The organism is Pseudovibrio sp. W64 (genome assembly GCF_001623145.1).
In the GTDB taxonomy this organism is placed as follows: Bacteria; Pseudomonadota; Alphaproteobacteria; order Rhizobiales; family Stappiaceae; genus Pseudovibrio.
In genome coordinates this window covers 104020-129597 of sequence record NZ_LMCI01000038.1, presented here as the reverse complement: position 1 = coordinate 129597, position 25578 = coordinate 104020, and the positions used below count along the sequence as shown (strand labels likewise).

Sequence of the window (25578 nt, the reverse complement as noted above, 5' to 3'; positions counted from 1 at the left end):
TCTGGAGATTTTCTCAGGCAACCGTTGCGAAGGGCTGACCAACCTTTACCAGCGTTTCCTTGCCTGCTGCGCTATTGGCGACAAGATCCTCGCTAAAGTTCACTGCACCCGGCTCAAACACCACAACAACCGTTGAGCCGCCAAACTTGAAGTAGCCTTTTTCATCCATCTTAGCGACGTGGCCGGAAGGCTTTGTGTTTACGATGCTGCCTACGCCGAACGCTCCAACTTCCACATAGCACATGGTGCCTGCATTTTCGGTTTTTAGCAGTGTGTAGCTGCGCTTGTTTTCGCCGAACACATCTGGACCCGCACCCAGAGCTATTGGGTTTACAGAGTGATAGGCACCCTGAAAATCTCTTGCATCAACAATTTCGCCCGCACAAGGGAAGTGATAACGGTGGTAATCTGCCGGACACAAACGCACGATTGCCAGTGAACCGCCGATATAACGATCAGCGATGTCTGGTAGCATTTTGCGGATGGAGAATGGATGGCCCTTGACCGGAGTAAAGGTATCTTCATCCAACTTCGGGAAGACCAATACGCGGCCGTCAGCTGGGCTGACAATGGTGTTTGCGCCAGTGTCAAACGGGCGAGTTCCCTCTTTCAGATGGCGGATGAAGAACTCATTGAAAGAAGCGAAGCTCTCCAGCGGGTCTGCGAACTCATCAGTGTCGATGTTCAACTCATCAATGGCACTTTGAATTTTGCCTTTAGAAAGCGGGCTGTCATAGTACCAGCCCATGGCCTTGCTCAATGCGGCGGAGCGGAACAGCAGCTTCTCAATCATGCTTGAGCTGGAATCCTGGTAGGCCCAACGGATCCACGTCTCCCCCAGAACCGTTTCTTCAAACTCTCGGCCAGTTTCGCGGTCAATAACGATAATGGGTTGTTTCTCAGACATGTGGCAGCCTTGCTTGCAAATTACGAGGCTTTACTAGGTGAGATACTCGGCGAAGGCAAGTAACTCTCCCATTTATTTCAAAAACTGTAATCCCGCACAATTCTATCTTCACCAGATCACTCAAATCTCTCAGGATGCTCCCGAATAAGCGTCAAATCAGGAAGCAACAGCGACTAAGTTAGAGCCAACAAAATCATCTCGTTGTGGAGTTTCCTATGCCAGACAACAAACTCTCACCAGAACAACACCAGTGGGCTCAAAAGGTCTTCAGGCATTTGCAATGGAAATTCCCCTTGGTGGAAGGAGATCCCACTGAGGAAGATGAGTTTGAGGATGTCCCGCTCGACGATGTTTCCCTTGATGCAACAACTGAAAGCAACGAGGACGTCACTCCGCAGACCGAAACGGAACCAGATGATGAGCTGACTGCACGCAAAAAAGCTCATGATGCGGAGCTCGGCACTCTCTACAAGCGCATGAGAAATATTGCCAAGTCCATCAGGGTTGTCGGAAAACGGAAACCTGTTTTCACCGAAGACGATGAGAGCCAGGATCTCTTTGAAGCAGCTAAGGAGCTGGGAGAAGAGCAGATTGAGCGGACTCAAAATTTGGTTAGAAAAGAAGATGAGAATGGTTTCACGGATCTTGGTGGGATCAAAGCTCATGTAGACAAAGCAGATCAATATCTGAAAACAATGCAAGCTGCTTATCAAAAAGGGCGCGGTAATGCGGTTGAGGAGCTGGTCGAGCTTAAGAAAACCGCGGCATTACAACAAAAACGCGTTGAGGATGTCTACAAAGAACGTGAACCAATCTTGCTTTGGAATGTGGATTTGTCTGCGGTCGACAAGGCTTACGACGCTGCGCAAGACAACTTCACGGAGATGAACAGAGCGATCTCTGGTTATGTGGTGTCAGAGGTCGACAGAACTCTATTGGTTGCAAAAGAGAGATATGCGGTTCTCAGGGAGGCAATGGACAGCGCTAAGCGTTATGCGGATGCAGCTGGCACAACACTCTTACTCAAGGTGTCGATCGCTCAGCGAGAAATTCAGGATTTGGCTGGTCAGCGCGAGACATTAGATAACACCCCAGACCAGCAAAGTGCTTTCGATAAAGCCTGTGGCGAAGCAGCTGATGCGGCAAAGAAAGCAAATGACGCTGTCCTTAGCAATCGCGGTAAGGACTGTGAGAAGGCATTGCAGGAAACAGAGAAGCTCATCGCGCAAGCGCAGCAGGTGTTGTTGCAGGCGGTTGTTGGAACTTCTGAGCTTGAGATATCACCACCAGAGGGTTTTGATGAGGAGGAGATCAAACGGCTTACCGGTGATGTCACTGCTCTCGAAAGTTCTGTTGAGGGGCTTAATGATCAACGGGATCTCGTGAAGAACCACGGTGTCAACTTTCCCTCTTTTGAAGCGGCATATCAATCAGCTCGTACAGACATTTTGAGTGCGCAGACAGCCCTGCTGGCCAAGAATGCGTATAGCGCCCAAGAAAGCATCAGGGACATTCGCGATAGTGCAGCGGACATGCAGGACTACATAACTGAAGCGGAAGCAATGCTTCAGATTCAGGCGGAGCAGATTGCAGATCTTCGCCGCGCACTTGAGCCACTTGCAGACACGCGCAAAGACTTTGAGAGATATGCGCAAGCGGACGAGAAGTTTGGCAAAAAGCAATTGACTCGGTTTGATGCTCTTTGCGGTGAGGTGAATGCACTCATTGAATATGCAGAGGCATGCAGGGAAGGCCAGCGGGTTGAAGAAGCTGATCAGGCGATTGGAAACTCGCGCAACGGCTTGAAAAAACTGGAGAAGGAAACTCGTAGCCTCCAATGGATGCCAAAGGTCAACACTGCTGCGACGGAAGCTGAAGCACGGGAGATGCTGCAAAAGGCGATTGCACGCATCACTGTGGAACTTGAAGATTACGACAGCATGCGCAGTGTCTTCAAAGACAATGAAGAGCGACTGATCTACGCTAACTTACATGACAAGGCTGCGGATTTTGCAGAGCAAGCCTCCATCTTGCTGGAGCGGAAGAGATTCCAAGCTTCAGAGGATGCTCTCGATAATGCCCGGATCACGCTCGATTCGATGGAAATTGCCTATGAGCGCGGTGCAGATACTGCCGCAAAAGTTGAGGGTTATTTTGCAGATGCCGAAGCTGCGAAAGACCGGATCAACGCTGTGTATGACCAAGGGATTGCTCTGCAAGACCCTGACCATAAAAACGGCTTCCTGAGCTACAACAGCATTGCAACGGATTTCGCCTTCCAGGTGGAAGGGTTGATTGCAGAAGGTAAAGTGAGGGATGCACGGGCTATTTTGAGCAATCTCAAGGTCGCTCTGGCAAATCTGGAACGTTGTGTTACGCAGAAGCCGCCGAAGAAAAAGAAAAGAAAAGCTGAACCCGCACCGAGCCCAACGCAACAACAAGCAACAGATGAAGAACCTGTTGATCCACGTAGTGCGGAGCAGGCTGAACTGGCGCAGCAGTTATATCAGGTCCGCGCAGCTATCAATACGATTTTCAGTCAAGCACGACCGCATTGTGTTGATGAGTATGTGACTGATCTGGAAGCTGCCTATGTTGACGCGATGCAGCAGCATGAAGAAGGTAGTACGGCACTTGCCGGAGATGATCTGGAAAGCGCACGTGCATCTCTTTCTGAAGCAAAGAAAGATCTGATCATCCTGCAAAAGATACAGGACAACAGCCGACAGATCCTGAGCTCATTGTTGAATGGTTTGTCTGAAGGTGCGGCATACTATGAGAACATTATTGCCGGAATTCATCAAAAACGCGCTGAGTTTGATGCCTGGAACATCGACCTGACTTCATTTGATAGCTCTTACAAAACCTCTCAGGAAACGCTGACTAATCTTCGCAAAGCGATCAAAGATCAACTCGTCGACTTTGCCAAAACCATGATGGACAAGATTGAGGATGACCGGCGAGCTTTTGAGGAAGCCTATGAAGCAACACGCATCGATCGGGATAATCTGCGCTCTGAAATGATCCTGGAAGTCGGTGACAGACAATCCTTATTGTCAAAGCTGTATGCCGAGCAGTATCGCTTTGACGGAAATGAAGCGCTTCTTGAGCGCTTTGCGACACATCACGCAAGGGCATTGGTTTGCATCCAGATCATGCTGGATCATCTGAAAATAGATGAAGGGAAGGAGGCGGAGAAGCAGTTCGACAAGTTCAATGAATGCGCATCGATCTTACAAGAGATGTTGCAGCAGGCTCCTGCGCCAGCTGTTGAAGAAGAAAGCAAAGACCAGACACCGGATCTTGATGCCAAGGAAGATGTTAAGATTGGCATTGAGCAAATCTATCGCGAACTCAAGTCCTATGACAGAAGCAAGGACCTCTTTAAGAACTCCGAGGAGCTCGCTAAATTTGAGAGCATGGTCAAGAATGCCGAAGCTTATCTCAGCCAGGCAGAAGATCTCGCCCAGATAGATGAAGCCAGGGACGCTCTTGAGAATGCCCAGATTGCTATGGAGAGCGTGCGAATTGCGTTTGAACGTGGGCAACGTACTGCTGCGAAAATTGACGAATATCAGATCAAAGTTGAGGAGCTGACTGATACCGTCAACAAACTTTTCGGCCAACGCAGTGCTATTCAGGATGATGACGATCTGGCCCTCTTTATAGACAACAACGAAACAGCCAGTGAGGCAGCTTACAAGATTGAGAGTTTCCTGAGCAAAGGCAGGGTTATGGAAGCAGAGGTGCAATTTGGCTTCCTTAATACCATTATCGCCAATATGGAGCGGAAGCTGAAGCAGCAGACAATCAAGAAACGTAAAGCCATTTTCAAGCGTCGTGGAGCTGTGCGCCACGGCAAGAAAAAGTAGTCTGCCGGTGTACATTTTCGCTGATGTTTCAGCATTTGTTGCAAGCGACGTTTGAATACGTTTGGCAACATTTTTCTGTAATTCTGCCCTGAGTTGTTTGCATTTTAATTCGGGATTGGAACGCAGAATGAGACGCTTTTTCACGACAGGTTTGTGCCTGGTCGCCATTGCTGGTTTGGTGGGTTGCCAAACAACAACGCCCGGGCAAGGTCGTCTGGGCGGTAAAGCGGTTAACTTTGAAGTGACCGAGAATTTCTTTGGCAGTGGCGGAGCAGCGACGACGGCCACATTGCCTGATGGCGAGGTGTTTACCGGTAAGCTCATTACTGCGAAGAGCCAGACCACCAACATTGGAGAAAGCGACTTCGATGATGGGTTTGATGATTTCGACGACTTCGATGATTTTGACGGCTTTGACGACGGGCCGTTCTTCGTCTCCACCTTCTCAACCACATACAGCCCTTATGCCCGCGGTGTTTTGTTCAGCGCAAAGCGGAGCATGCGCTGTGTTGTAACGCTTTCCAATCCGGCTGATGGTTTCTCTGATGGTGGTGTTGGGCAGTGTAAGCTCTCCACTGGAGGGTCGTTCCCAGTCGAGTTTTAGGGAGCGAAATTTTTCTCACACTGTGCTTTTTGTGATTGCCGACCAAGTTGCCCTTGACCTACAGCCGGTTCAGGGGCTTTTGGCTGTGGTGACTGCGTTATTTGAAACGACTTCCAGACAGCCAAAACCGACATTTAACTATTCGGGATTGGTGAATTACAATGAAGACTATTTTCAAGATCGGTGTGTGCGTTGCTGCTGTTGCAGTTCTGGCGGGTTGTCAGTCCACCACAACCGGACAGGGACGTGTTGTCAGCAAAGACGGCAAGAACGCACAGAGCGTGACTTTTCAGGTGACGGAAGAATTCCTCGATGATGGCGCGGCCTCCGCTGTGGCTACGCTTTCCAGCGGCGAGTTTTTCACCGGTAAGCTGGTGACAGAGAAAAAGCAGACCGAGAGCGTTGAAGACGGGTTCTTCTATGACGATGACGACGATGATTTCTTCTCCTCCAGCTCTTCCACCACGTACAACTCAAGAGCCAAAGGCGTGCTGTTCAGCGCTGCTCGCTCCATGCAGTGCCAGATTACTCTGAGCAACCCAAGCTCTGGTTTTTCAGATGGCGGCGTTGGCGAGTGTAAGATTTCTACTGGCGAGACTGTACCGGTGCAGTTTTAAGCGGACCTTAGATAAAGCAGTTCGCATTTAAGCTGAACTGCTTTAGCTGTTGTGCTTGCGTATCTTTATCCGAAAACCGGTTTCCACTTTTCGGAGATACACTGAAAAGCCTGAGAAGCGCATTGCCTCTCAGGCAAGTTCAGCAGAGGTCAGGCCTCTGCTCACTTTCTATGCTTGTTAAATCAAAGCCAAAGCTTGTTCTGGGCTCCCCAACGGATAGCCTTTAATGGACGACCTTATTGACCAGATCGATACCGTAGGCCTGTTCACCATCAAGGATCGTACCTTCAGAAAGGGTAATGCGCAGAACGATTGAGTTGGGGTTATCCTCATCGCCTTCTTCATCAAACCAATTGAAGATATCTTTGAACTTCGCTCTAATTTCTGAGTTCTTTTCAGCTTTCACCCAGCCGAGATTTTCAGCTGTTCCCTGGAAAGAAAAGCCTTCCATACCGCAAACAGAAACTTCGTTGTTCTGCTCTATCTGTAAGGTCTTATTTTTTCTTGCGTCAGTGGAAACATAAAACGTACCACTTTCATAATAGGCGCAAACCATGCGGGTTGAGGGGCGGGGTTTACCGGCTTCCTTTTCAGATAAGGATATTGTCGCGAGGGCAATAACCACTTCTTTGTTGTTTCCGCAACGTGTTTCAATAAGTTTGATCGTATCGTCGTACTTGCTCATTTTCAAACACCTCCAATTATTGGTGTTTCATACAGAGGACCACATTGAGTGCTTGCTTGGGTGCTCTACTGCTCAGTGCAAACCTGTCATCAAGGTTATATGAGTCAGTGAAAGTGGGCACCTTCCTAAGCTACTTGGCTGTTTCATGCTTCTCTGGGCTCTGGTGCCCATGAGGGTTATGCCGCCCTGAAATGTAAGGAGCAAACCCATTGACAAGAAGTCGGAACAGGAGCTGACACCCATGTCAGGCAATCTGTATGGTCTCTAACCTCTGCACAGTTACCGCAGCCATATATGGAAGACGTCAGGCTCACTAAAAAAGCTTAGGCTCATCTCTCTTAGCATCAAGTCCGAACTGCATTTCCCGCACAATTTATTCTCTCGCTACCCAGAGGTCGTTCCAACAATCACTTCTGTGTGGTGGATGCGTTCCAAAGTAGGCTTCCCCAGTTACCCCACCTTTTCCGGCATGCCTTTGCCGTTGTTCCACCAGCGGTTTGGGTTGGTGCTGTTGGGGTTGTAGGCGGCGCGGCTGGCCCAGTCTTCGCGCAGGAAGATGACGGGTTCTTCGTAGTGGTGGGCGTAGATTATGGCGTCCATGACTTTTTCGAGCACTTTCGGGTCGCGCTCAATGGAGATTTTCAGCTCTACCATGGGGTAGGTCTCTGTCATGCCAGCCTGAAAGCCCTCAATGTGGGTTGTGGTGGTTGAGTTTGGTTCGGGCTGTGCTGTTTCCTTGCCGACGGCAGAGATGCTGGCGTTGCGTTGGTAGCGCCCAAAGCTGAGCGGGTGCACTTGCATGACGGCGTCTAATATGCGGTCAGTGTCCTCTTCCAGCGTTTGGATTTCGATTGTCCAAACTGGTTCGAAACGGCCTGATTTTGCCTTGTATTCTGATAAGTCGTGCATCATCCCTCCCCTTACTCTGTGTCCTGCGCTTTGCCGCTAAATGTGCCGTAGAGGCCTATGATGCCAACCATGCAAATCAGCAGGCCCGCGATGACGTTGAACAGCGTGCCTTCATAAAACGAAGTGTAGGCGAAGTAGGCGCCGTAGATGCTGATGAAGCAGGTGATGAGCACGTACAGAACTTTGCGGAAATTGCGCATGAGACAGCCTCGCTGGCAGGAACCTGAGGGAGACTAGCAGATTCCTTCCGCTTTGCATTCAAGTTTGACCAGAGTTCTGCCGATGAAAGTGTCGCTTTTTTTCAATACGTAGGCACCGTGCCTGACTAGGGTCATCCTCATGAAAACAGGAGGAAATCCATGCATTTGAAATACGTTATTCTGTACGTTGAGAGCCCTCGTGAGACCATCGACTTTTATTGCAAGGCGTTTGATGTGGAGGCGGGTCTGATTACTGAGGGAGGGGATTATGGCGAGGTGAAAACTGGCGAGACGACGCTGTCCTTCTCCTCCTTCGAGTTGATGAAGAACCTTGGCAAAAATCCATCGCAGGCAGATGCGAGCAATCCGTGCTTTGAGATTGCATTCCAGACTGACGATGTGGCTGGCAACCTTGAAAAAGCATTGGCAGCCGGTGCTGAGCTTGTGCAGAAGGTCAAAGACGAGCCATGGGGGCAGACAACATCCTACGTGAAGGACATGAACGGCTTTCTGATTGAGATTTGCTCGCCAGTGACGGCCCCGGCCTGAGACTGAGGCTCACCCAAACGCGATGGACTGAGCCTGCTGCTTGAAGCCGGAGTTTGCGGCAAATTGCATGGGTGAGGTGCCGAACCAGCGCTGGAACTCGCGGGTCATATGCGCCTGGTCGGAGAAGCCGTTGTCGAGGGCAAAGTCGGCCCAACCTTCTGCGGTTTCAATAGCACGCGCGGTTTTGCGAATGCGGGCGAGCTGGCGCCAGTAGACAGGCGAGCGGCTGGTGTGGCGTGCCAAGGTGCGCTGCAAGGTTTTGAGCGTCACCCCCAACGCTCCAGCGGAGGCGGCAATGGACAGTTGCTCCTCCGCGATACAGCCCAGCGCTTCGGATACTCTGGTGTTGAGGCGGGTGTGGTCTGCAAGCAATTTACAGATGGTGGCTTCATCCCAGGAGCCCAGCACGCTCAGCGCTTTGATCAGGTCGTGTTCGTTCACCTGCGTGCCCGGCTTCAGGCGAAAGCCGATCATGCGCTTAACAGTTATTCGTTCAGTTTGGTGCGGCTCATCGAACAGCTCTGACACGTGCCACGACGGGCGTTTGCCTTCTACTTCCGTGACGATCAGATCCCTGCACCCATCCGGCAAGATTGGGCCGGAGACCCCGAGTTCGCCTGAATGATGCCAGGCCTGAGCAAGCGTTTCAGGCAGAGACGCGCATGTGTGATTGTGCTGCAAACATTCCCTCCCCTGTTTGCTTGGTGGTGCCTTCCTTCATTCATAGTATGCTGCCTGTGTTCCTTCAATTGTAATTGCAAAGATTGGTTAGCTCATGGCTGAGATCACCAGGTGTTTGGAAGAACACAACGGCACCATGAATACACCGCATGAAGTGCTGTTGTTTATTGCCGAATAAGTTATTTCAGTGACTGAAATGCAGTAATTTTTTAAAGCGGATGGAAACGCTCAGTATCGCTAAATGCAAGCCAGTAGGCGGTTTACTCAGATCTCATGCGAGAATGAAAGAAACTGCTTAAGAGGAGCGTTTCCATGTCATCTCAATCAACGAAAGTGTCTGTTTCTACCTATCTCTTTCTTCGTTTGAAAGAGGTTGGTGCCAACCATGTCTTTGGGATTCCCGGCGATTATGTTCTGCCTTTATTTGATGAGCTGATCGACCAAGATCATGGCGTGGAGCATATTCTAGTTTGTAATGAACTTAATGGTGCGTATGCAGCGGATGGTTATTCCAAGATGTCTGGCTTTGGTGCTGTTGCCGTGACTTACGGTGTTGGTTCGCTTAGCACTGCCAATGCGGTGGGTGGATCATTCGCAGACAGCACACCAATGATTGTGATTGCAGGCACCCCGACAATTGAAGTTCTGACCACGCCTACACCACGCAAATTGCACCACGTTATAGATACTAATTTCGATGCTTGTCTGGAGGCTTTTCGTCCGATTACAGCCGCTTCTCATCGATTAACCCGGCTGGAGACTGCTTCGGCTGAGATTGATGATCTCAGCCGCACAGCAATGCAAAGGAAAAAGCCTGTTTATCTTGAAATTCCTTACGATCTTCAACTGGCTGAAGTAGAAAAGCCAACAGAACCTCTTGATCTTTGGCTCAATCAATCCTCACAGGTGAACCTGAAAGCTGCCTTGTGTCATACAGTTGGCTTGCTCAACAGCTCACAGACCCGCAGTGTTGTGACGGGACATCTACTACAGCGAGAGAAGCTGATTGAAGAAACCAAGAGCCTTGTTGAATGCCTCAATGCCAGTGTCGCGACAACATTTGTTGGCAAAATTCCCGCTTTTGAAGGTCATCCGAATGCGGCAGGCATGTATATGGGTGCCATGAGCTGCGACGCGACAAAGACGACTGTTGAAACGGCAGATTTGGCCCTTGTCGCGGGCATGACACTTAACGAATTCGACACCGGTGTTTTCACCAGCAAGCTTGGCGAAGAGCAGGATTGCATCTGGATGGATTTTGACCAAGTCCTCATCAACAATCATGTCTATGATAAAGTCTATTTGCGAGACTTTTTGCCGGCCCTGCTCAAAGAGGCAAAAAATGATCAGGCTGGAACACTCGAAATTTCCAAGACTGTGCGGCGCTTTAGCTTTCAAAGAAGCGACAGGTTTGATCCAACGGACAAAAACCTGACAATCGACCGTCTGTTTGTTCAGCTCGCAAATTATGCCAAAGCTGGTGATGTCATGTTTGGAGATACAGGCGGGTACATTAATGCCTCTCAGGCAGAGTATCCTGTTGGTGTCGATATTCATGGTTGCGGAAACTATGGATCACTGGGAGCCGGCTTCGCTTTGTTTTGCGGAGGTATTTTTGCAAAGGAAGCATCAGGACGACGGTGTTATATGATCACTGGCGATGGTGCCTTCCATATGACTGCACAAGAGCTTTCAACGCTGATCAAATATGAAACTGACTGCGTTCTCTTTGTTCTGGATAACAAAGGTTATGGGGCTGAGCGGCAGATCTATCCTGGTAAGGAACGCTCCTATAACAACACACCCGTCTGGAACTACGAGGAGTTAGGCTCAGCATTTGGCGGTGTAGAGGGCCAAACCTGTAACAGTTTCGTAGTCCGCACCGAAAAAGACATGGCTGAACTGCTAGACAATCTAGATAAGCCCAAAGGTGTCAACATTGTCCGTATCATTCTGGACCCATGGGACTCCGCCTCGTTCAACGTTAAATTCAGCGAAGCACTGCGACATTGAATAGCTTACCGCTCTTCTTCTTCGGCCAGATAGCGTTCCAGTTTGGTGTGGTTGGCGACTTTGAGTTCGCGGCCGCGTTTTTCGACCAAGCCGAGTTCGATCAGTTGGCTGACGGCGCGGCGGTAGACGCGTTCTGAGCAGCCGAAGCGTTCGGCCTCTCGGAAGACGCGCTCGAACTGGATTGGCGGTTTGTTGCCGCGCTCACGGAGGAGCAGGTCTTTGGCAATGTTATAGGCCAGCGGGTACATGAAGTGCGAGGTGACCCGGTCCATAACACCCTGATAGGTGTCGGCCAGACATTGGCTGAGCCAGATGCCCACATGAGGGTGTTGCACCAACAGGGCTTCCAGCTCTGCAATCGGGATGACGCGCACGCTGACCGGACCATCGCAGCGGATGTCGAACTGAATTGGTTTTCCCGTCAGAAACTCGATCTCACCGTAAAGGCGATCTTCGATATTGAATCTGCCGTGACTGAAGCGTCGCCCATTGGCTGCGGTGTAACTGACCGTGCAGAAGCCATCGTCTATCCAATACAGGTGTTCAAGGTTTTGGCCTTGCCGGAGGAGGTAATCTCCGGGCTCCATATGGCGTAGAAGAAACGGGCCAGTTTTGACCCATTCTAATACTTCCTTATGTCCAATGTCTGCGAGCGATTTAATTGTCATTTTTGCATTATTTAGTTCAGAGATGCGGACAATTGTCCTGTTTTTGAATCGGAGATATTTCTACCTTTCTCCTTGCAAGCTGCATAGGAGAATCTGATGACACCGCATATCAACGCCCAGACTGGAGACTTTGCTGAAACAGTCCTCATGCCGGGTGATCCGCTTCGCGCAAAGTATATTGCAGAAACCTATCTGGAAAATGTACGCGAAGTAACAAACGTGCGTAATGTGCTTGGTTTTACTGGTGAATACAAGGGTAAGCCAATTTCAGTTATGGCACATGGTATGGGTATGCCATCCATCTCTATCTATGCGCATGAGCTGATCAACTTTTACGGCGTGAAACAAATCATTCGCGTGGGCAGCTGTGGCGGTGTTGATGAAGAGCTGAAACTGCGCGATCTGATTGTCGCAACAAGTGCCAGCACCAACTCCGCAATGATCCGTGATCGCTTTGCTGGTTACGATTATGCTGCTGCACCTGATTTTGAATTGCTGAAGGCCTGTTCTGATGCAGCTGGCGGGCTGGGTCTGTCGCCGCGCTTTGGTAACATCCTCTCAGGTGATCTTTTCTATGGCTCCAATCCTGCACTGCTGCCAGCGATGCAGAAAATGGGCGTTCTCGCAGTTGAAATGGAAGCTGCGGCTCTGTTTGCAATTGCTGCAGAATTCCGTGTGAAAGCGCTGTGCGTGCTGACCGTGTCCGATCACCTGATCACGGCAGAGGAAACTTCCTCTGAAGAACGCCAGACCAGCTTTAACCAGATGATGGAACTGGCTCTGGAAACTGCATATGCAACAACACCAGAAATGGCTGCGGCATAATGAATATGGAACTTGTAGGCTATCTGGCCTCAATCACTGTGATGACTTCCCTCCTGATGGGCAACGTCCTGTGGCTTCGTGTGATCAATATGGTCGGTTGTATCCTGTTCACCATCTACGGTGTTGCAGTTGATGCTTACCCGGTTGTTTTGCTCAACGGCATGTGCGTGTTCATCAACATTTACCACTTGGCAAAATTGAGAAAGCAACAACAACAAGCACTTACGCCAGCAGAAGCGTAAGGCACTCGCCCCCCATCAAGCCAAGGTAATTGTAAACTCAAGAGCCCTGAGCGTCCTCCAAGACGCGCTCAGGGCTCTTTTTCTATCCGCCGTCCGATTGCCGCTATCAGCCAGGCTGCTGCGCTTGCAGGATGTGCTTGTAATAGATCTCACCACGCTCTGCGGCGAACATGTCGATGGTGAGGGTCTGCACAGAGAGGATCAGGAGCGCTATTCCAATTGCCTGAAGGTGCGCGTTGCTAAACAGGAAGAAGAGCGCGAGGCCGCCCAGAGCAAACGCAATTGCAAGCGGATAGGTGATACGGAAGATTTGCTCAAATCCTTCCACGCGCTGTTTTTCTTCTGCAATGAAGCCAACAGGATCAGCCTCATACTTCTCGGCGAACGTGGTCATCCGCTGGGTGTTGTTGACGACACCAAAGACACTTGTTGAAACACCGATGAGACCCAGCACAATGAGCGGGATCATCATAGCCTTGGCATGTGGTGTGGTGCCAAACCAGCCAAAGGCAATGCCTGAGAGCAATAATGTCAGGCCAAACGCGCCGAAGAGCGACGCTTCCAGAATCTCGCCCTTGCACCATTGCAGGGTGTAGTGAATGAAGTCCATTTGGCACCTCGAAGAGTTATCGTCGCTCCAATTAAGTGAACGCTGTTCTCTTGTCAATTCCAGTATTAATCCGATGCCTTGATTTGCCTGATTATGAAGTCCGTGAAGACCTTGATCTTGGGAGAAACCAGTTCGCGTTTCAGGTAGATCGCGTAGGTCGAGGTTTGCTGGCCGTGGGGACTGAAGGTCAGATTGGGCAGCACCTGAGCGAGATCGCCTTTATCAAGCTCGGGGCGTACGGCCCAGTGAGGGATAAGTGCCAGTCCCCCATGATTGAGGATCAGCTGCTTTTGTCCGTTGACGCTGTTTGTTTCAAGCGCATCGCCCAATGTCAGTCTTTCAATTTTCTCCGAGATTTGAAACCAGTTGGCCCATCCTGCATAACCGTATTTGATGCAGCAGTGATGTGAAAGATCATCTGCGGTTTCTGGTGTTCCTGCATGTTGAAGATAGGTTGGACTGGCACAAATGATGAAGTTGTTGGGCAGCAGATGCCGGGCAATGAGTGAGGAATCTGACAGTTTTCCGCTTCGGATTGCAACGTCGACTCCTTCCTCAATCAAGTCCACAACACGCTCGGTAAGCTCCACTTTGATGTTCAGTTTGGGATGATCTGCAAGGAACTTTGGCACAAGCGGCAGGATGACGGTTTCGCCAAAGCCAACGGTGGAGCTGATTGTGAGGGTGCCCTGAGGCTCCTGTTGCAGGTCGCTGATTGCGCGTTTGGCTTCGTCAAGGTCCGAGAGGATTTGCCGTGAATAGCTGTAAAAGCGCAGTCCAGCCTCAGTTGGTGAGACTTTTCTTGTGTTCCGGTTCAGCAACCGAACGCCAAGTTCTTCCTCAAGGCTCACAATTTGCCGAGAGATTGAGGAGGGCTGCAGGTCAAAACGGCGGCTGGCCTCCGTGATGCTGTGCGCTTCCATCACCGCGTTGAAATAAGCGATCCGTTTCATCATAACAGCGTCCTCCTCGGCTCCTATTATTGCTTTATACGCAAAAATGATTTGTTTAGTGCCGTATTGTTCTGCGCTAATTGCAAAAATAAGTTTGCCTCACGAATAACAAATGAGGCTTCCCATGAAAGCGATGATTTTGAACGGGCTGGGCGCGAGCGATGTGTTTGAGCTGGCTGAGATTGAAAAACCAACGGTTTGTGCCGGGCATCTGGTCGTAAAGGTATGCGCGACCAGTGTGAACCCTCTGGACACAATGTTGCGATCCACTGAGACACCGTGGTCTGAAAACCTGCCTCAGGTTCTGCACGGGGATGTTGCAGGCATTGTTGAAGAGGTTGGTGCGGACGTTACGCGGTTTAAAGTTGGAGACCGGGTTTATGGCTGTGCTGGTGGTGTAGCAGGCATTAATGGTGCGCTGAGTGAGTACATGCTGGTTGATGCAGACCTGATGGCCCAAAAGCCCACTTCGTTGACCATGCGCCAGGCAGCGGCACTGCCATTGGTCTCCATCACCGCTTGGGAAGCATTGGTGCAGAAATTGAGGATTTCTACGGGTGATAAAGTGCTGGTGCATGGTGCAACCGGTGGGGTTGGTCACATTGCAGTGCAGCTTGCCAAGGCTTTAGGGAGTGAGGTGACAACGACTTCACGTTCCAAGAAACTCACAGCAGCTCAGAAGCTTGGTGCAGACCATGTGGTGAATGCGGACGAGACATCCGTCGCCGAGTACGTTGCTCAGCACACCGGAGGCGAAGGATTTGATGCTGTCTTAGACACCATTGCCGGGGATCATATTCAGAAGAGCTTTGAAGCTGCTCGCATGAATGGCGCAGTTGCTACGATCCTGCCGATTGCAGATGTTTTGCAGGTGGCATTGAAAGGCCTCAGCTTCCACAGTGTGCTCATGTTAATCCCGATGGTGACGGGCAAGAGCCGGCGTGTGCATGGTGAGATTTTGGAGCAGATTGCCAAGCTGGTTGACGATGGCAAGATCACGCCTCTGCTGGACGGGACTGAGTTCTCAATAACAGATGTGGCAAAGGCTCATGACCGACTTCAATCCGGCGCTGCGGTTGGCAAGGTTGTCATGGATGGCTTCCACGCAGAAGCTTAGTTAGCTTAAGCGACCGCCAGTGCGTATTTCTTGTGCTGGCGGTTTCATCTCAAGCGTTGAGTGACCTAATCCAGCATCACGTTGCGGCGGGCTTCGTTGGTGCGTTTGGTGGAGAGGAGGAGGTTGGTCTCGCTGGCTGAAATGCCATCAATCAAACGGATGCGGCGCAGCACATCATCGAAGTGGACGAGCGTATCGGTTCCCAGCTCCATGATCAGGTCCCACTTGCCGTTTGTTGTGTGCAAGGCAGTGACCTCGGTCATCTTGTTGAGGTGATCGACGATGCGCTGGGTGCCTTTGCCCTCGATCTTGATCATCATAATGCCACGAACAGGTTGTTCAAAGACATCGCCCCGCAGCACGACCGTGTAGCCGAGAATATCACCAACAGACTTCAAACGCTCCATACGTGAGCGCACAGTCGAGCGAGAAATCTTCAGCTCAAGGGCTAGATCAGAAACGCTCGCACGCGCATTTCTACGTAGTGTCGCGATGATTTTTTGATCTATATCATCCAAAGTGCGTAACCTTACTTACCAATCTGGCCAATGCGACCACCATTTTGATCACAATGCCAGCTTTTTACCGCCACTTCCACAAGGATAATACCCCATATCGGATTTAATCGGGAATTGGGAATGAAGAATACCGTTGTGCTCGTCGGGGCACCTGTACAGACAGGAACCAACATTCAGGGCTGCTTGATGGGCCCGGATGCTCTGCGAACTGCCGGACTGCAAGACTCCCTGGAAGCACTGGGCTACTCCGTTATAGACCGAGGCAACATTTTACCAGAGGCAAGTCGGGATCGGGTTCATTCCAACAGCGCTGTCCACCATTTGAGTGAGACAATCAGCTGGACTGAGAAGCTCCATGACGTTGCTTTAGCGGAAATTCGTGAAGGTCATCTGCCCGTCTTCCTCGGTGGTGATCACTCCATGGCAGCGGGAACTGTCAGCGGTATTGCCCGTGCGGCGGCAGAAGCTGGCGAAGAGCAGTTTGTGCTCTGGCTGGATGCGCATCCTGATTTCCATAATCTCAGCACAACGACCAGCGGCAATCTGCACGGCACGCCCGCGGCTTACTTTTGTGGTCTCTCCGGTTTTGAGGGGTATTATCCGGAGCTGAACACAACGATCAAGCCAGAGAATATCTGCATGATGGGCTTGCGGTCCGTCGACAATGCGGAGCGGGCTGCCCTGCAGAAAACCGGCATTGAGACCTACGACATGCGCCGGATTGATGAGAACGGTGTCGTCAAGCCAATCAATGAGTTTCTGGAGCGCGTGAAGGCTGCGAATGGTCGCCTACACCTGAGCTTTGATGTGGACTTTCTGGACCCGGACATTGCGCCAGCAGTGGGCACGACTGTTCCCGGCGGTGCGACGTTCCGTGAAGCGCATCTGATCATGGAAATGCTCTGCGACAGTCAGCTGGTCACTTCTGTGGATCTGGTTGAGCTGAACCCATTCCTGGATGTGCGTGGCCGGACGGCGACTTTGATGGCGGATCTGGTTTCCAGCTTGTTTGGCAAGCAGGTGCTGGACCATCCAAACCGCGCCTGATCGCAAGCAACACAATAAAAGATAGGTATCCCCATATGGTCCAGTTCGTAAGCGTTTCTAAAATTTTGGATTTGGTCAACAAACACGGTGTCGAGACTGTTTTGAAGGGCATGACCGAGTATGTGGAGGAAGATTACCGCCGCTGGTCTCTGTTTGACAAAACACCTCGTGTTGCAAGCCACTCCAAAGTTGGCGTAATCGAACTGATGCCGACCAGCGATGGGGAGCTCTACAGCTTCAAATATGTGAACGGTCATCCGAAAAACACCAAGGAAGGTAAGCAGACTGTGACTGCATTTGGCATGCTTGCTGATGTGGACACCGGCTACCCGTTCTTCCTGTCCGAGATGACTGTTCTGACTGCCCTGCGCACTGCTGCGACCTCCGTTATGGCGGCCAAGCATCTGGCGCGAGCAGATTCCAAGACGATGGCAATCATCGGCAATGGGGCTCAGTCCGAGTTTCAGGCGCTGGCGTTTAAGGCGGTGATGGGCATTACCAACTTGCGCCTGTTTGATACGGATGCGGAAGCGACTGAGAAGTGTGCTGCAAACCTTGATGGCAAAGGCTTTACCATCACCATCTGCCGCAGCTCTGAAGAAGCAATCACGGGTGCTGATATCATCACCACGGTGACGGCGGATAAGCAGCAAGCCACCATCCTGACCGACAACATGGTTGGCGCCGGTGTGCACATCAACGCGATTGGTGGCGACTGCCCTGGCAAGACCGAGCTGCACAAGGACATTTTGCTGCGCTCCAAGATCTTCGTTGAATACCCGGAACAGACCCTCATTGAAGGCGAGATCCAGCAGCTGGATGATGACTATCCGGTTGTTGAGCTTTGGGAAGTGATTACAGGAGCTGCTGAGGGCCGCACCACCGAGCGCGATATTACCTTGTTCGACTCTGTTGGCTTTGCCATCGAGGACTTTTCCGGCTTGCGCTACATCTATGATCTTGTGAAGCAGGACGAAACAACTCAGGACCTGGAGATGATTGCTGAACCGGCTGATCCGCGCAATCTCTTTGGCCTTTTAGAAGTTAAACAAGCTGCCGAGTAAGAGCAGCGGTCATCGTTAAACTATCCCTTGCCCGGGGTTTGTAAGCGCCTGCCCACCTAGCAGGCGCTTCTTTTTTGCTTGATTGGCTTAGGGGCGGCAGAGCAATGCTGAAAACCGAAGCTCGACACTTTTCCTGATCATTTACAGGATAGACTCGATGTGAACTTTCTTTGCTTCAAGCCAGATTTCATCAATAAAGAGGCTGATGGTTTCACGTAGCTCAACACTGTTGTTTGGATCGACCTGTTCGGCAAGGAGCTTATCAAACACTTCCGCCTCCACAATTCGGCCTTCCACGGTCTCTGCAATCTCAGGGGTGTACTTTTGTGCGATGAACTCGGTGATCACATCAAGTGTATCCACGGCTGCCTGCCTGATCTCAATGTCCGGGACAGAGAAGTCTCCCTCCAGCAAGTTTGCCGGAAGCACAGAGGCCACGTCATGGTTTTCCGGTTCTGCTGCTTTTACTTCGACTTTTGAAACGAATGGCGCAAGTGGATCGCTATTCAACTTTTCGTCTGCATAGTGAACACCGGTTACGACCTGCTTTGATGTCAGGCTGTGGTTTTGGCCAGCTGAGAAACCGCAGGCGTTGCAGGCCTGATCGTAGGCTTGTGTTCCAAGCGTTTCACCATATTTGTCCAGGAGTGCAGTGCGGAACGCCCCCTGATCTGCTGCTTTTTGAGTATCTAAATTGCCTTGCAGAGCCAGCCAGGAGACAAAACGACCCTGAATAGACGTGCTTGCCTGACGGGTTTGCACATTCCCATCCGCAACCGTCAACTTTTGAGAAGGCGCTGAATCGACCGCGATATTCTGAAAATTGCTCAAGCTAACTGAAGTCATAGTGTCCATCCCATTCTTCTGGTTTCTTTTGTAATGGGATCAGGCTAACGCTAAGTCAAAAGAGCCAGTGTCCTGTTCATCACAGCGCTCATGACACCTGAGTAACAACTCTGTCAGACGGGGGATGAGAAGCAGTCGTATTCAACTCTTTCAAATGGCAGGATTAGTAAGCGTGTCTCCCCATATAGCAAGCATTTGTTTATATATTTGGTTAGCCAAAACCACGGTGCATGAATGCAAATAATGTGCGATGCGCTGTTCGAAAAGTGCAAGCAAAGAGTAACACATGGACCAATAGTCAAATCGAGTTTTATCAATCCAAACGATTAAATTTCACGTTGCTACGATGCAGGAAAACAACATCATAGTAGCGGGCGTTTGATTTGAAATTGTTGAGGAAATTAAAAAATAGGAAGTCGTGTTTAAGCAGCTCTGCAACAAGCTCTGAAAACTGATAAGTCCCTTCTGCCGTATTTCTTATGTTTGTCTCGCAGATCAAGAAATCAATCTTAGGCATTATTTTGGTCATTCCACGGACCGCTTTCAACTCATATCCTTGAACATCAAGCTTCACACCATAAGGTGGCTCTGCTTCAACCTCAGTGAGAATAGTATCAAGCCTATCTATCTGAACCTCATATTTGCTATGTGCCTCCCATATTTTGAACTCTCCCTTAGGCTCTAGAAGCGATGATTTACCGGAGTTGTCATGCAATATTTGTGTGTCCTGGTGATCTCCAACTGCCTTGTTCACATACGTATAATTCTCAGGTTTCACCGTGAGCCGCTCTTCTCCCTCGAAGGCAGGATCGATCAATACGAACGGGAGCTCCGCAAATGCTCGATAGAGTTTAGGAGTACCTTTGTTTACGCCGACATCGATGATTGTTCTGGGATTGGTCGAGAGAGTACGCAGATAATCAATCCGATCAATAGCATCCGTCCGTTTGAGGTAGTGCTTGGGAAATACTTCAGAGAATTCGCGAATAGCAGAAAACTCATTTAAAATAACATCTTTCTTAGATTTTGAGAAACCTTCAACATCAGCATTTCTAAGCAATTTATCAAAAGAACTTATCATGCTCCGGATTGAAGAAATCGAATATTTTGCTTTGGTCAATGTATCACTCCAACGTGCTTAATCACGTTCATCCTATTTGTTAGAGTGTCTTTCAAACACCCCTACCCTCCAAGGTTGAACAAAAATATATTAAAAATATCAATTACTTAAAACTCTAAAATCTTTTCTCCAATGAGAAAGATCGCTATCTCTTAAGGTCGCTGCAACATAGCTGATAGGCAGTTGAAAAACAGCAACGCCGGAGGAAAACAACTATAGCGTTAGAATCATGTTATTGATATTTGTAACCAATTATTATGTCGTATGAATTAGCAATTGAACCATTATTTACTTTGTATGTTTCAAAGAGTATTCGACCACCTTGTCGCCTGCGATAAGCAAGAGGAGTTTCTTGGAGTCCCGTTTTACTTCAAAGGGGCATTTCTTGGAGGCTTCGGCTTTGATTTCCGTGAGTTTTTTGTCGAGGGCGGCGAGTTCGCGTTCGGCTTTCCGGAAGTCATTCCGCGTTTTGCTATCTTTTTTCCAATGAGGGGCAAGCTTTAGAAGGTTGGCTTGGGCTTCATCATACTCTTTGTCTTCACTGAGCTTTTTGACGTCGCCTTTGTTTTTCTTGCTTGCCTCATTCAGCTGAGCGACCAGCTTGTTGTAGAGTTTATCGAGGTCTTCAAAACCGCTGCTTTCGCGCTCCAGTGAGTTTTTGAGCCGTGTCAGCTTTCCATGCGCTTCAGAGATTTTGGAGACTTTTGGGGAATCCTCAACGGCTGCCTCATAGCTTTTTTCAAGGAAGGTCTTATTGCCCAACTCCTTGTCAAACTTGGTAATGTCCAGCAGATGGATGCCGTGTTTGTGGTCCATCTTCTGTTTGAGATCAGAGAAGCCACTGCGGAAATCAGAAAGGTTCTTAAAGGTCTTCAGGGTTTTTCCGGCCATTTTTCTCACCTGCTTTTGTTCAGAAAAACGCTAATGCAAAACGGTCGGGCTCAAAAGTAAGAGGTCTTTCGTTAGTTAAGCAAAGCAGAACCGGAGGTGACAAAAGCAAGAGTTACAGCGAGACAATTCGCATTGGCCTGTCTGAAAGACTAAGCCGGAAACTGTACCGGTCTTCCCCCGCGTACAAACGTTCCTTTGAGAATTTAAAGTGGGTGGGTTGAGTAAAATACTATTTCCTCAAAACCTGAAATATCCTAGTAGTTTTGCTGGGCAATGCAGCAAGGGCCGACCCTTTTGATTTTCCCAACCTCCGTTCACTCGCAGTGCTTTGAGCAAGACGAAGCGCGCGCAGCATTGGTTTGTCAAAAAATGAAAAGCTTCACCGCCGCTTGTCAAAAGATTGCAAAAGACTCCGTCGGTCTGTTCTGGATTATGGTCAAGACCATGGTTCCCGTGATGATCCTTGTGCGCATTCTGATGGAATTAGGGCTGGTTGATTATCTTGGCGTTGCGCTTGAACCGCTGATGGGACTGATGGGACTGCCTGCTGCAACGGGGCTTGTGCTTGCTGTTGGCCTGCTGGTGAGCACTTATTCTGCCGTGGCTGTGATGCTGACTATTTTGCCACTGGTGTCGCTGAGTGTTGCTGATGTGACCGTGCTGCTTTCTGTGGTGCTGATCGCCCATGCATTGCCTCTGGAGCAGAGTATCTCCCGCCGTGCCGGGATCAGCTTTGTGTTTTCCTCCAGCCTGCGTTTCGTGGTGGGCATCACCTACGGCATGGTACTGAACCTGTTTTACTCTGCGGGTGGCTGGCTGCAGCAGCCGATCCAGCTTGACTGGCTGCCTTTCGCGCCAACGATTGAAGAGACATGGCTGCAGTGGGGCTATTCCAGTGCGTCTCTGCTCTTCACCATGTTCTGGATTATCATGGGGCTGATCATCTTCCTGAAACTGCTGGAACTGATGAAGATCACCGACCTGATTGGCTGGCTGCTCTCTCCATTGCTGCGTCTCATGGGCATCAGCAAGGCCGCAACGCCGATCACCATGGTTGGTGTTTTGCTTGGGCTTTCTTACGGTGGTGGTCTCATCATCAAAGAAGCGCAGGAAGGCAAGTTATCCTCTCGCGATGTGGTGCTGTCGCTTTCTTTCATGGGCATCTGCCATGGGTTGATTGAGGATCCGCTGGTGATGATGGCGTTTGGCGCGCACTGGTCCGGCGCACTGGTTGGGCGCTTTGTGTTCTGCGTTGCAGCCATGGCGCTGATTGGTCGCTTGATCCAGATGATGCCGGAGGACGCATTCAACCGGTTCCTTTACCGCCCAGCGAAAACAGCCAAGGCGGTTGGCTGATACTCTATCCTGTTCCTGATGCTTGGTTACATTTCAGGAACACGCCTCGCTTAAGATGTTTCGCAGTGAGCCTCCTCTGGTCTGATTGCGGAACACGTGCATGAACGAAACACCTCCTCAAGAGACGCGCACCCCTAACGAGGCCTGGTTTGAAACCAGGTGGTGGTGGCGGGTGAAGATGTGGCTGCAGTGGACCAGCTGGCTGCAGTACTTGCCCAATCTGGTGGTTGTGGTGCTGTTGCTGGTGTTGTCTGGGATCGGTGCGCTGATTGGGTGCTGGCCATTTCTGTTGGTGGATTTGCCGCTTGTTCTTGCTGGACTGCTGTTTCTCAATCTGATTTTCGATGTGGTTACAGTTCGGTATGGCTTTCACCCGGAAGAGCCACTGCCAACCAGCCTTGAGCATCTGGATGCCTTTGAGTTGCTGCGGACGCGGGTCTCGTGCCGGTCCTTTCAAAAGCGGCTTATGAGCGAAGAGCATCGCCAAATGGTGCTTTCATTGGCAGAGCGAACTAGCAGGCCAGAGCATTGTCTGAGCCCTCACCCCATTCGCTTTGAGTATGTTGACAATCCGCTTGTGGTTTGGCCTGCGGTTGGGACGCATGAGTTTTTGGTTGCTATTGCACCGCGTGCGTATCATGAGATGGCGGTGGTGGATGTGGGGCGTAGTTTGCAGAAGGTGGTGATCGAGGCCACACGGCAAGGGCTGGCAACCTGCTGGATTGGGCCGGGAGCGGACCACAAGAGCATCATCAAACATCTGGGCGCACGGTTTGATCCTGAGAAGGATCACATCATCTGCGTTTGCGGGTTTGGGTATCGCTCCCGCTACACCCCGTTGGCGATCCGCCTCATCCAGAAGGCACAGCGGCATCGGCTGGATGTGCAGGACTTGTTCTTTGCGGATGCTGGTTTTGCCAAGCCGCTGAACACGAACGCACGGCCCTATCGGGAGTTTGGGCGATGTTATGAGGTGTGCCAGTGGTCGCCCTCCTCCTACAATGCACAGCCGACACGGGGTGTCGTGCTTGCGGAGAATGCGAGGATACGGCGGGTGGATTTTTGTGCGGCGACGCATTCACGGTACTACGCCATGGTCGCCTTGGGGATCTGGTTGGCGAACTGGGAATGCGGGTGTGAGGCGCTTGGCAAGGCGGGGCGGTTTGAGCAGTTATCCTCTGAGGACCGTGGTGAAGGACCGTTTCCGGATCTGCCACGCTATGTCATCTCGTGGGTACCTGAGGAGACGAGCTCCTCAGGCTGAGCTTATCGGCTTAGACCCAGCGGACGTGCTTTGTGGTGTTGCTGGTGTGGTCGGCTGTTGATGGGCTGGCGTGTTTTTGTTGTGGTGATTTCAGCTCGCTCAACGCATCCTCAATGATATCGTTGAAGCTCTCGACCGTGACGGAGCTCAGGAACGTCTCATCCTCCCGCTTCTCAATGAGCCGCTCAATAGCGAGATCGCGGATTGGCGGGATGTTGGCCGTAAAGTAGGTGCCTGTCGCCTCGCTGTCCCAGCCGATGCCAGGGACGCCGTGCTGCTCGGCCAGTGCGGGGAAATTCTCCCAGTTCAGCTGTCGCGACAGGTCATGGATGGCGACTTCTGCATTTTCTGGCAGAGAGTGCAGGAAGCTTTGTTCTGCGTATTTCCAGACCTGCTTTTCAAAGCGCTCAACGGCGATCTTCATCGGGTTAGGTGTTTCGGAAACTCTCAGGGCCTCCCCTTTCTCGACAGGTCTTTGGTCTCGCAGCACATTACGGTAGATACTCTGCAGCAGTTCATTGCCCCATGCTTTGGAGGTGGCATTTTCAGCCAGCAGTGGGTCATACTTCCCGGCAATTTCTGTGCTGAGGCGGGCCATCAGTTCCCGTTCTACGTGGAAGGGGTTCCGCTCCGTGTATTTGCCATCTGCGCGAGCAGCGAGAAGTTCGGTGTTTGTCTCCGGGGTCTCAATGATCTCACTTTGGAACGAAGGAACCGTCTGATGAGCCTTGTTCTGAACCAGATTGTTGATCGGATCGTGCTTCACATCTTCAGAGAGGGCCTTGATGCGCACTGCTGAGCTTTCGTTTCTCAGCACCTGATGTTCTGCAAAGTTGACGCCTTCCTGCACTTGCCGGGATGTCAGGCTGTGGCTTGTGCCAGGATTCTGGTCGCAAGCCCGACAGGCGGCCTGATAGGCTTTCTCGCCCAGCGTTTTGCCGTAGTGGTTGGTGAGCGCCAGACGGAAGGCGCCCTGATCTGCTTGCTTTTGCTCAGCGCCTTCGGCCTGTTGCTTGACCCATGTGACGAGCCGGCCAGCGATTGCGGTGCTGGAGTGGGTCTTCACCTGTCCCTCAGCAACCGAGAGCTTGCCATCCTGCGGGATGGTGTGTGCGGCGGAGACAAAACTGTTCAAACCAATCGCTGTCATTGTCCAACTCCCATGATGTCAGCGGCCCGGGCATGCTGCCCTCCCACCTTCCAGAGTAAGCAATGCATTTGCTAGTTGCTGTTCTGAGCGTCACAGGGAACAGTGGGATTTCATAGGGAAGACTGCGTAGTTGGCACTATTTGTCATGCTCCTTCAGGAAGGCATAGATGATTTCGTGGAGGCGTTCGCCGTCGAAGCTGGGAAAGTGACCGCCGTGGATGGTACGGACGGGGATGTCCAGCAGGCGCTTCATACTGGCGATGTAGTCCGCCATGTTGGAGTGGTAGCAGTCTGTCACCAGCGGGCCGTCATAGACGATGTCTCCTGCGATCAGGGTTTCTGTCGCTTTTTCCCATAAGGCGATACCGCCGGGGGAATGGCCGGGTGTATGGATGACCTCGAAGTGCCGATCTCCGGTGGTGAGCACTTCGCCATCTTCCAGCAGGTGGCTGGCAGGGGCTGGTTTGACGGCGTATTCGGAGGACTTGTAGGGCTCTGGCGGAAGCGCGTCGAAGATATCGTCAGTTGCGTAAGGATCAGCCAGCGTGTTCTGACGGGTTGGATGGGCCAGCAGGTCAGCTTCTGCGATATGGATCAAGCGATGCGGGAACTCGTGGTGGCAGCCGATATGGTCAAAGTGGGTGTGACTGGCGACGGCCATGACGGACTTTTCAGCGGTGAGCGCCACATGCTGCCGCAGGCTGACAACGCCCATGCCACTGTCCACCAACAGATCCTTGTGGCGTCCACGCACATGCCAGATGTTGCAGCGGTAGAACTGCTTGATGTAGGGCTCATCAATCAGCGTTATGTCATCTGCCAGTTTCGTGGTGCGATACCACTTCTGGGCCGGAATGCGTTCCACCGCTC

The 25578-nt window shown here is 51.0% G+C and carries 26 protein-coding genes; 12 read left to right on the top strand and 14 right to left on the bottom strand.

Annotation, left to right across the window (positions count from 1 at the left end; all coding sequences use genetic code 11):
• Positions 1-13 precede the first annotated feature (13 nt).
• Positions 14-907 carry an archaetidylserine decarboxylase gene (gene asd, locus PsW64_RS17150; RefSeq protein WP_063304358.1) on the bottom strand — a complete coding sequence of 298 codons (894 nt, stop codon included), beginning with the start codon at positions 905-907 and terminating at the stop codon, positions 14-16.
• Between the two features lie 215 nt (positions 908-1122).
• Between asd and PsW64_RS17145 the strand changes: the two genes are divergently transcribed.
• The 3 genes from PsW64_RS17145 to PsW64_RS17135 all read left to right on the top strand — a co-directional run bounded on the left by PsW64_RS17145 (position 1123) and on the right by PsW64_RS17135 (position 6000).
• Positions 1123-4779 carry a hypothetical protein gene (locus PsW64_RS17145; protein WP_063304357.1) on the top strand — a complete coding sequence of 1219 codons (3657 nt, stop codon included), beginning with the start codon at positions 1123-1125 and terminating at the stop codon, positions 4777-4779.
• 127 nt (positions 4780-4906) lie between these two features.
• Positions 4907-5383 carry a hypothetical protein gene (locus PsW64_RS17140; protein WP_063304356.1) on the top strand — a complete coding sequence of 159 codons (477 nt, stop codon included), beginning with the start codon at positions 4907-4909 and terminating at the stop codon, positions 5381-5383.
• A 161-nt stretch (positions 5384-5544) separates the two neighbouring features.
• The gene (locus PsW64_RS17135) at positions 5545-6000 is read left to right on the top strand and encodes a hypothetical protein (protein WP_057461624.1); all 456 of its coding nucleotides are present in this window, start codon (positions 5545-5547) and stop codon (positions 5998-6000) included.
• A 223-nt stretch (positions 6001-6223) separates the two neighbouring features.
• Here the strand turns inward: PsW64_RS17135 and PsW64_RS17130 are convergent, their stop codons facing one another.
• The 3 genes from PsW64_RS17130 to PsW64_RS17120 all read right to left on the bottom strand — a co-directional run bounded on the left by PsW64_RS17130 (position 6224) and on the right by PsW64_RS17120 (position 7794).
• Positions 6224-6685, bottom strand: a complete 462-nt coding sequence (locus PsW64_RS17130) for a pyridoxamine 5'-phosphate oxidase family protein (protein WP_063304355.1) — start codon at positions 6683-6685, stop codon at positions 6224-6226.
• Between the two features lie 450 nt (positions 6686-7135).
• Positions 7136-7594, bottom strand: a complete 459-nt coding sequence (locus PsW64_RS17125; RefSeq protein ID WP_208980853.1) for a hypothetical protein — start codon at positions 7592-7594, stop codon at positions 7136-7138.
• Between the two features lie 11 nt (positions 7595-7605).
• A complete protein-coding gene (locus PsW64_RS17120; RefSeq protein WP_063304354.1) occupies positions 7606-7794 on the bottom strand; it encodes a hypothetical protein in 189 nt (62 codons plus the stop codon).
• A gap of 159 nt (positions 7795-7953) precedes the next feature.
• On the opposite strand from PsW64_RS17120, the gene PsW64_RS17115 reads away from it, so the two are divergent.
• The gene (locus PsW64_RS17115) at positions 7954-8343 is read left to right on the top strand and encodes a VOC family protein (RefSeq protein WP_063304353.1); all 390 of its coding nucleotides are present in this window, start codon (positions 7954-7956) and stop codon (positions 8341-8343) included.
• A 9-nt stretch (positions 8344-8352) separates the two neighbouring features.
• On the opposite strand, the gene PsW64_RS17110 is transcribed toward PsW64_RS17115, so the two are convergent.
• Positions 8353-9024, bottom strand: coding sequence for a helix-turn-helix domain-containing protein (locus PsW64_RS17110; RefSeq protein ID WP_063304352.1), 672 nt, complete (start codon positions 9022-9024; stop codon positions 8353-8355).
• 312 nt (positions 9025-9336) lie between these two features.
• Between PsW64_RS17110 and PsW64_RS17105 the strand changes: the two genes are divergently transcribed.
• Positions 9337-11037: a thiamine pyrophosphate-binding protein gene (locus PsW64_RS17105; protein ID WP_063304351.1), complete on the top strand. Its 1701-nt coding sequence runs from the start codon at positions 9337-9339 to the stop codon at positions 11035-11037.
• A gap of 5 nt (positions 11038-11042) precedes the next feature.
• On the opposite strand, the gene PsW64_RS17100 is transcribed toward PsW64_RS17105, so the two are convergent.
• Entirely contained in the window at positions 11043-11705 is a 663-nt protein-coding gene (locus PsW64_RS17100) for a Crp/Fnr family transcriptional regulator (RefSeq protein ID WP_082831145.1), read from the bottom strand.
• Between the two features lie 96 nt (positions 11706-11801).
• On the opposite strand from PsW64_RS17100, the gene deoD reads away from it, so the two are divergent.
• Together deoD and PsW64_RS17090 are read left to right on the top strand one after the other, a co-directional pair.
• Positions 11802-12530, top strand: coding sequence for a purine-nucleoside phosphorylase (deoD, locus tag PsW64_RS17095; RefSeq protein ID WP_082826957.1), 729 nt, complete (start codon positions 11802-11804; stop codon positions 12528-12530).
• Positions 12530-12772, top strand: a complete 243-nt coding sequence (locus PsW64_RS17090; RefSeq protein ID WP_057461608.1) for a YgjV family protein — start codon at positions 12530-12532, stop codon at positions 12770-12772. Before deoD ends, PsW64_RS17090 begins: the two co-directional genes overlap by 1 nt.
• 106 nt (positions 12773-12878) lie before the next feature.
• Here PsW64_RS17090 and PsW64_RS17085 read toward each other — a convergent pair whose 3' ends face one another.
• Entirely contained in the window at positions 12879-13382 is a 504-nt protein-coding gene (locus PsW64_RS17085; protein WP_063304349.1) for a hypothetical protein, read from the bottom strand.
• Between the two features lie 65 nt (positions 13383-13447).
• Positions 13448-14338, bottom strand: coding sequence for a LysR family transcriptional regulator (locus tag PsW64_RS17080; protein WP_063304348.1), 891 nt, complete (start codon positions 14336-14338; stop codon positions 13448-13450).
• 121 nt (positions 14339-14459) lie between these two features.
• Between PsW64_RS17080 and PsW64_RS17075 the strand changes: the two genes are divergently transcribed.
• Positions 14460-15452, top strand: coding sequence for a zinc-dependent alcohol dehydrogenase family protein (locus PsW64_RS17075; protein ID WP_063304347.1), 993 nt, complete (start codon positions 14460-14462; stop codon positions 15450-15452).
• 65 nt (positions 15453-15517) lie between these two features.
• On the opposite strand, the gene PsW64_RS17070 is transcribed toward PsW64_RS17075, so the two are convergent.
• Positions 15518-15970 carry an Lrp/AsnC family transcriptional regulator gene (locus tag PsW64_RS17070; RefSeq protein ID WP_063304346.1) on the bottom strand — a complete coding sequence of 151 codons (453 nt, stop codon included), beginning with the start codon at positions 15968-15970 and terminating at the stop codon, positions 15518-15520.
• 120 nt (positions 15971-16090) lie between these two features.
• Here PsW64_RS17070 and rocF point away from each other — a divergent pair, with 120 nt between their 5' ends.
• Entirely contained in the window at positions 16091-17017 is a 927-nt protein-coding gene (rocF, locus tag PsW64_RS17065) for an arginase (protein WP_063304345.1), read from the top strand.
• A gap of 35 nt (positions 17018-17052) precedes the next feature.
• Positions 17053-18081 carry an ornithine cyclodeaminase gene (locus PsW64_RS17060; protein WP_063304344.1) on the top strand — a complete coding sequence of 343 codons (1029 nt, stop codon included), beginning with the start codon at positions 17053-17055 and terminating at the stop codon, positions 18079-18081.
• Positions 18082-18222: 141 nt separating this feature from the next.
• On the opposite strand, the gene PsW64_RS17055 is transcribed toward PsW64_RS17060, so the two are convergent.
• The 3 genes from PsW64_RS17055 to PsW64_RS17045 all read right to left on the bottom strand — a co-directional run bounded on the left by PsW64_RS17055 (position 18223) and on the right by PsW64_RS17045 (position 20938).
• Entirely contained in the window at positions 18223-18927 is a 705-nt protein-coding gene (locus PsW64_RS17055) for a hypothetical protein (protein ID WP_063304956.1), read from the bottom strand.
• A 313-nt stretch (positions 18928-19240) separates the two neighbouring features.
• The gene (locus tag PsW64_RS17050; protein WP_153042388.1) at positions 19241-20047 is read right to left on the bottom strand and encodes an FkbM family methyltransferase; all 807 of its coding nucleotides are present in this window, start codon (positions 20045-20047) and stop codon (positions 19241-19243) included.
• Positions 20048-20335: 288 nt separating this feature from the next.
• Complete coding sequence (locus PsW64_RS17045; protein WP_063304342.1) at positions 20336-20938, bottom strand: hypothetical protein; 603 nt, start codon at positions 20936-20938, stop codon at positions 20336-20338.
• Between the two features lie 369 nt (positions 20939-21307).
• Between PsW64_RS17045 and PsW64_RS17040 the strand changes: the two genes are divergently transcribed.
• Together PsW64_RS17040 and PsW64_RS17035 are read left to right on the top strand one after the other, a co-directional pair.
• Positions 21308-22294 (top strand): nucleoside recognition protein, encoded by a 987-nt coding sequence (locus PsW64_RS17040; protein ID WP_208980852.1) that lies wholly within the window; start codon positions 21308-21310, stop codon positions 22292-22294.
• Between the two features lie 100 nt (positions 22295-22394).
• Positions 22395-23558 carry a nitroreductase family protein gene (locus tag PsW64_RS17035; protein WP_063304341.1) on the top strand — a complete coding sequence of 388 codons (1164 nt, stop codon included), beginning with the start codon at positions 22395-22397 and terminating at the stop codon, positions 23556-23558.
• Positions 23559-23568: 10 nt separating this feature from the next.
• On the opposite strand, the gene PsW64_RS17030 is transcribed toward PsW64_RS17035, so the two are convergent.
• A complete protein-coding gene (locus PsW64_RS17030) occupies positions 23569-24708 on the bottom strand; it encodes a hypothetical protein (protein ID WP_082831144.1) in 1140 nt (379 codons plus the stop codon).
• Between the two features lie 136 nt (positions 24709-24844).
• On the bottom strand, positions 24845-25573 hold the full coding sequence (locus tag PsW64_RS17025; RefSeq protein WP_063304340.1) for an MBL fold metallo-hydrolase: 729 nt from the start codon (positions 25571-25573) through the stop codon (positions 24845-24847).
• Positions 25574-25578 lie beyond the last annotated feature (5 nt).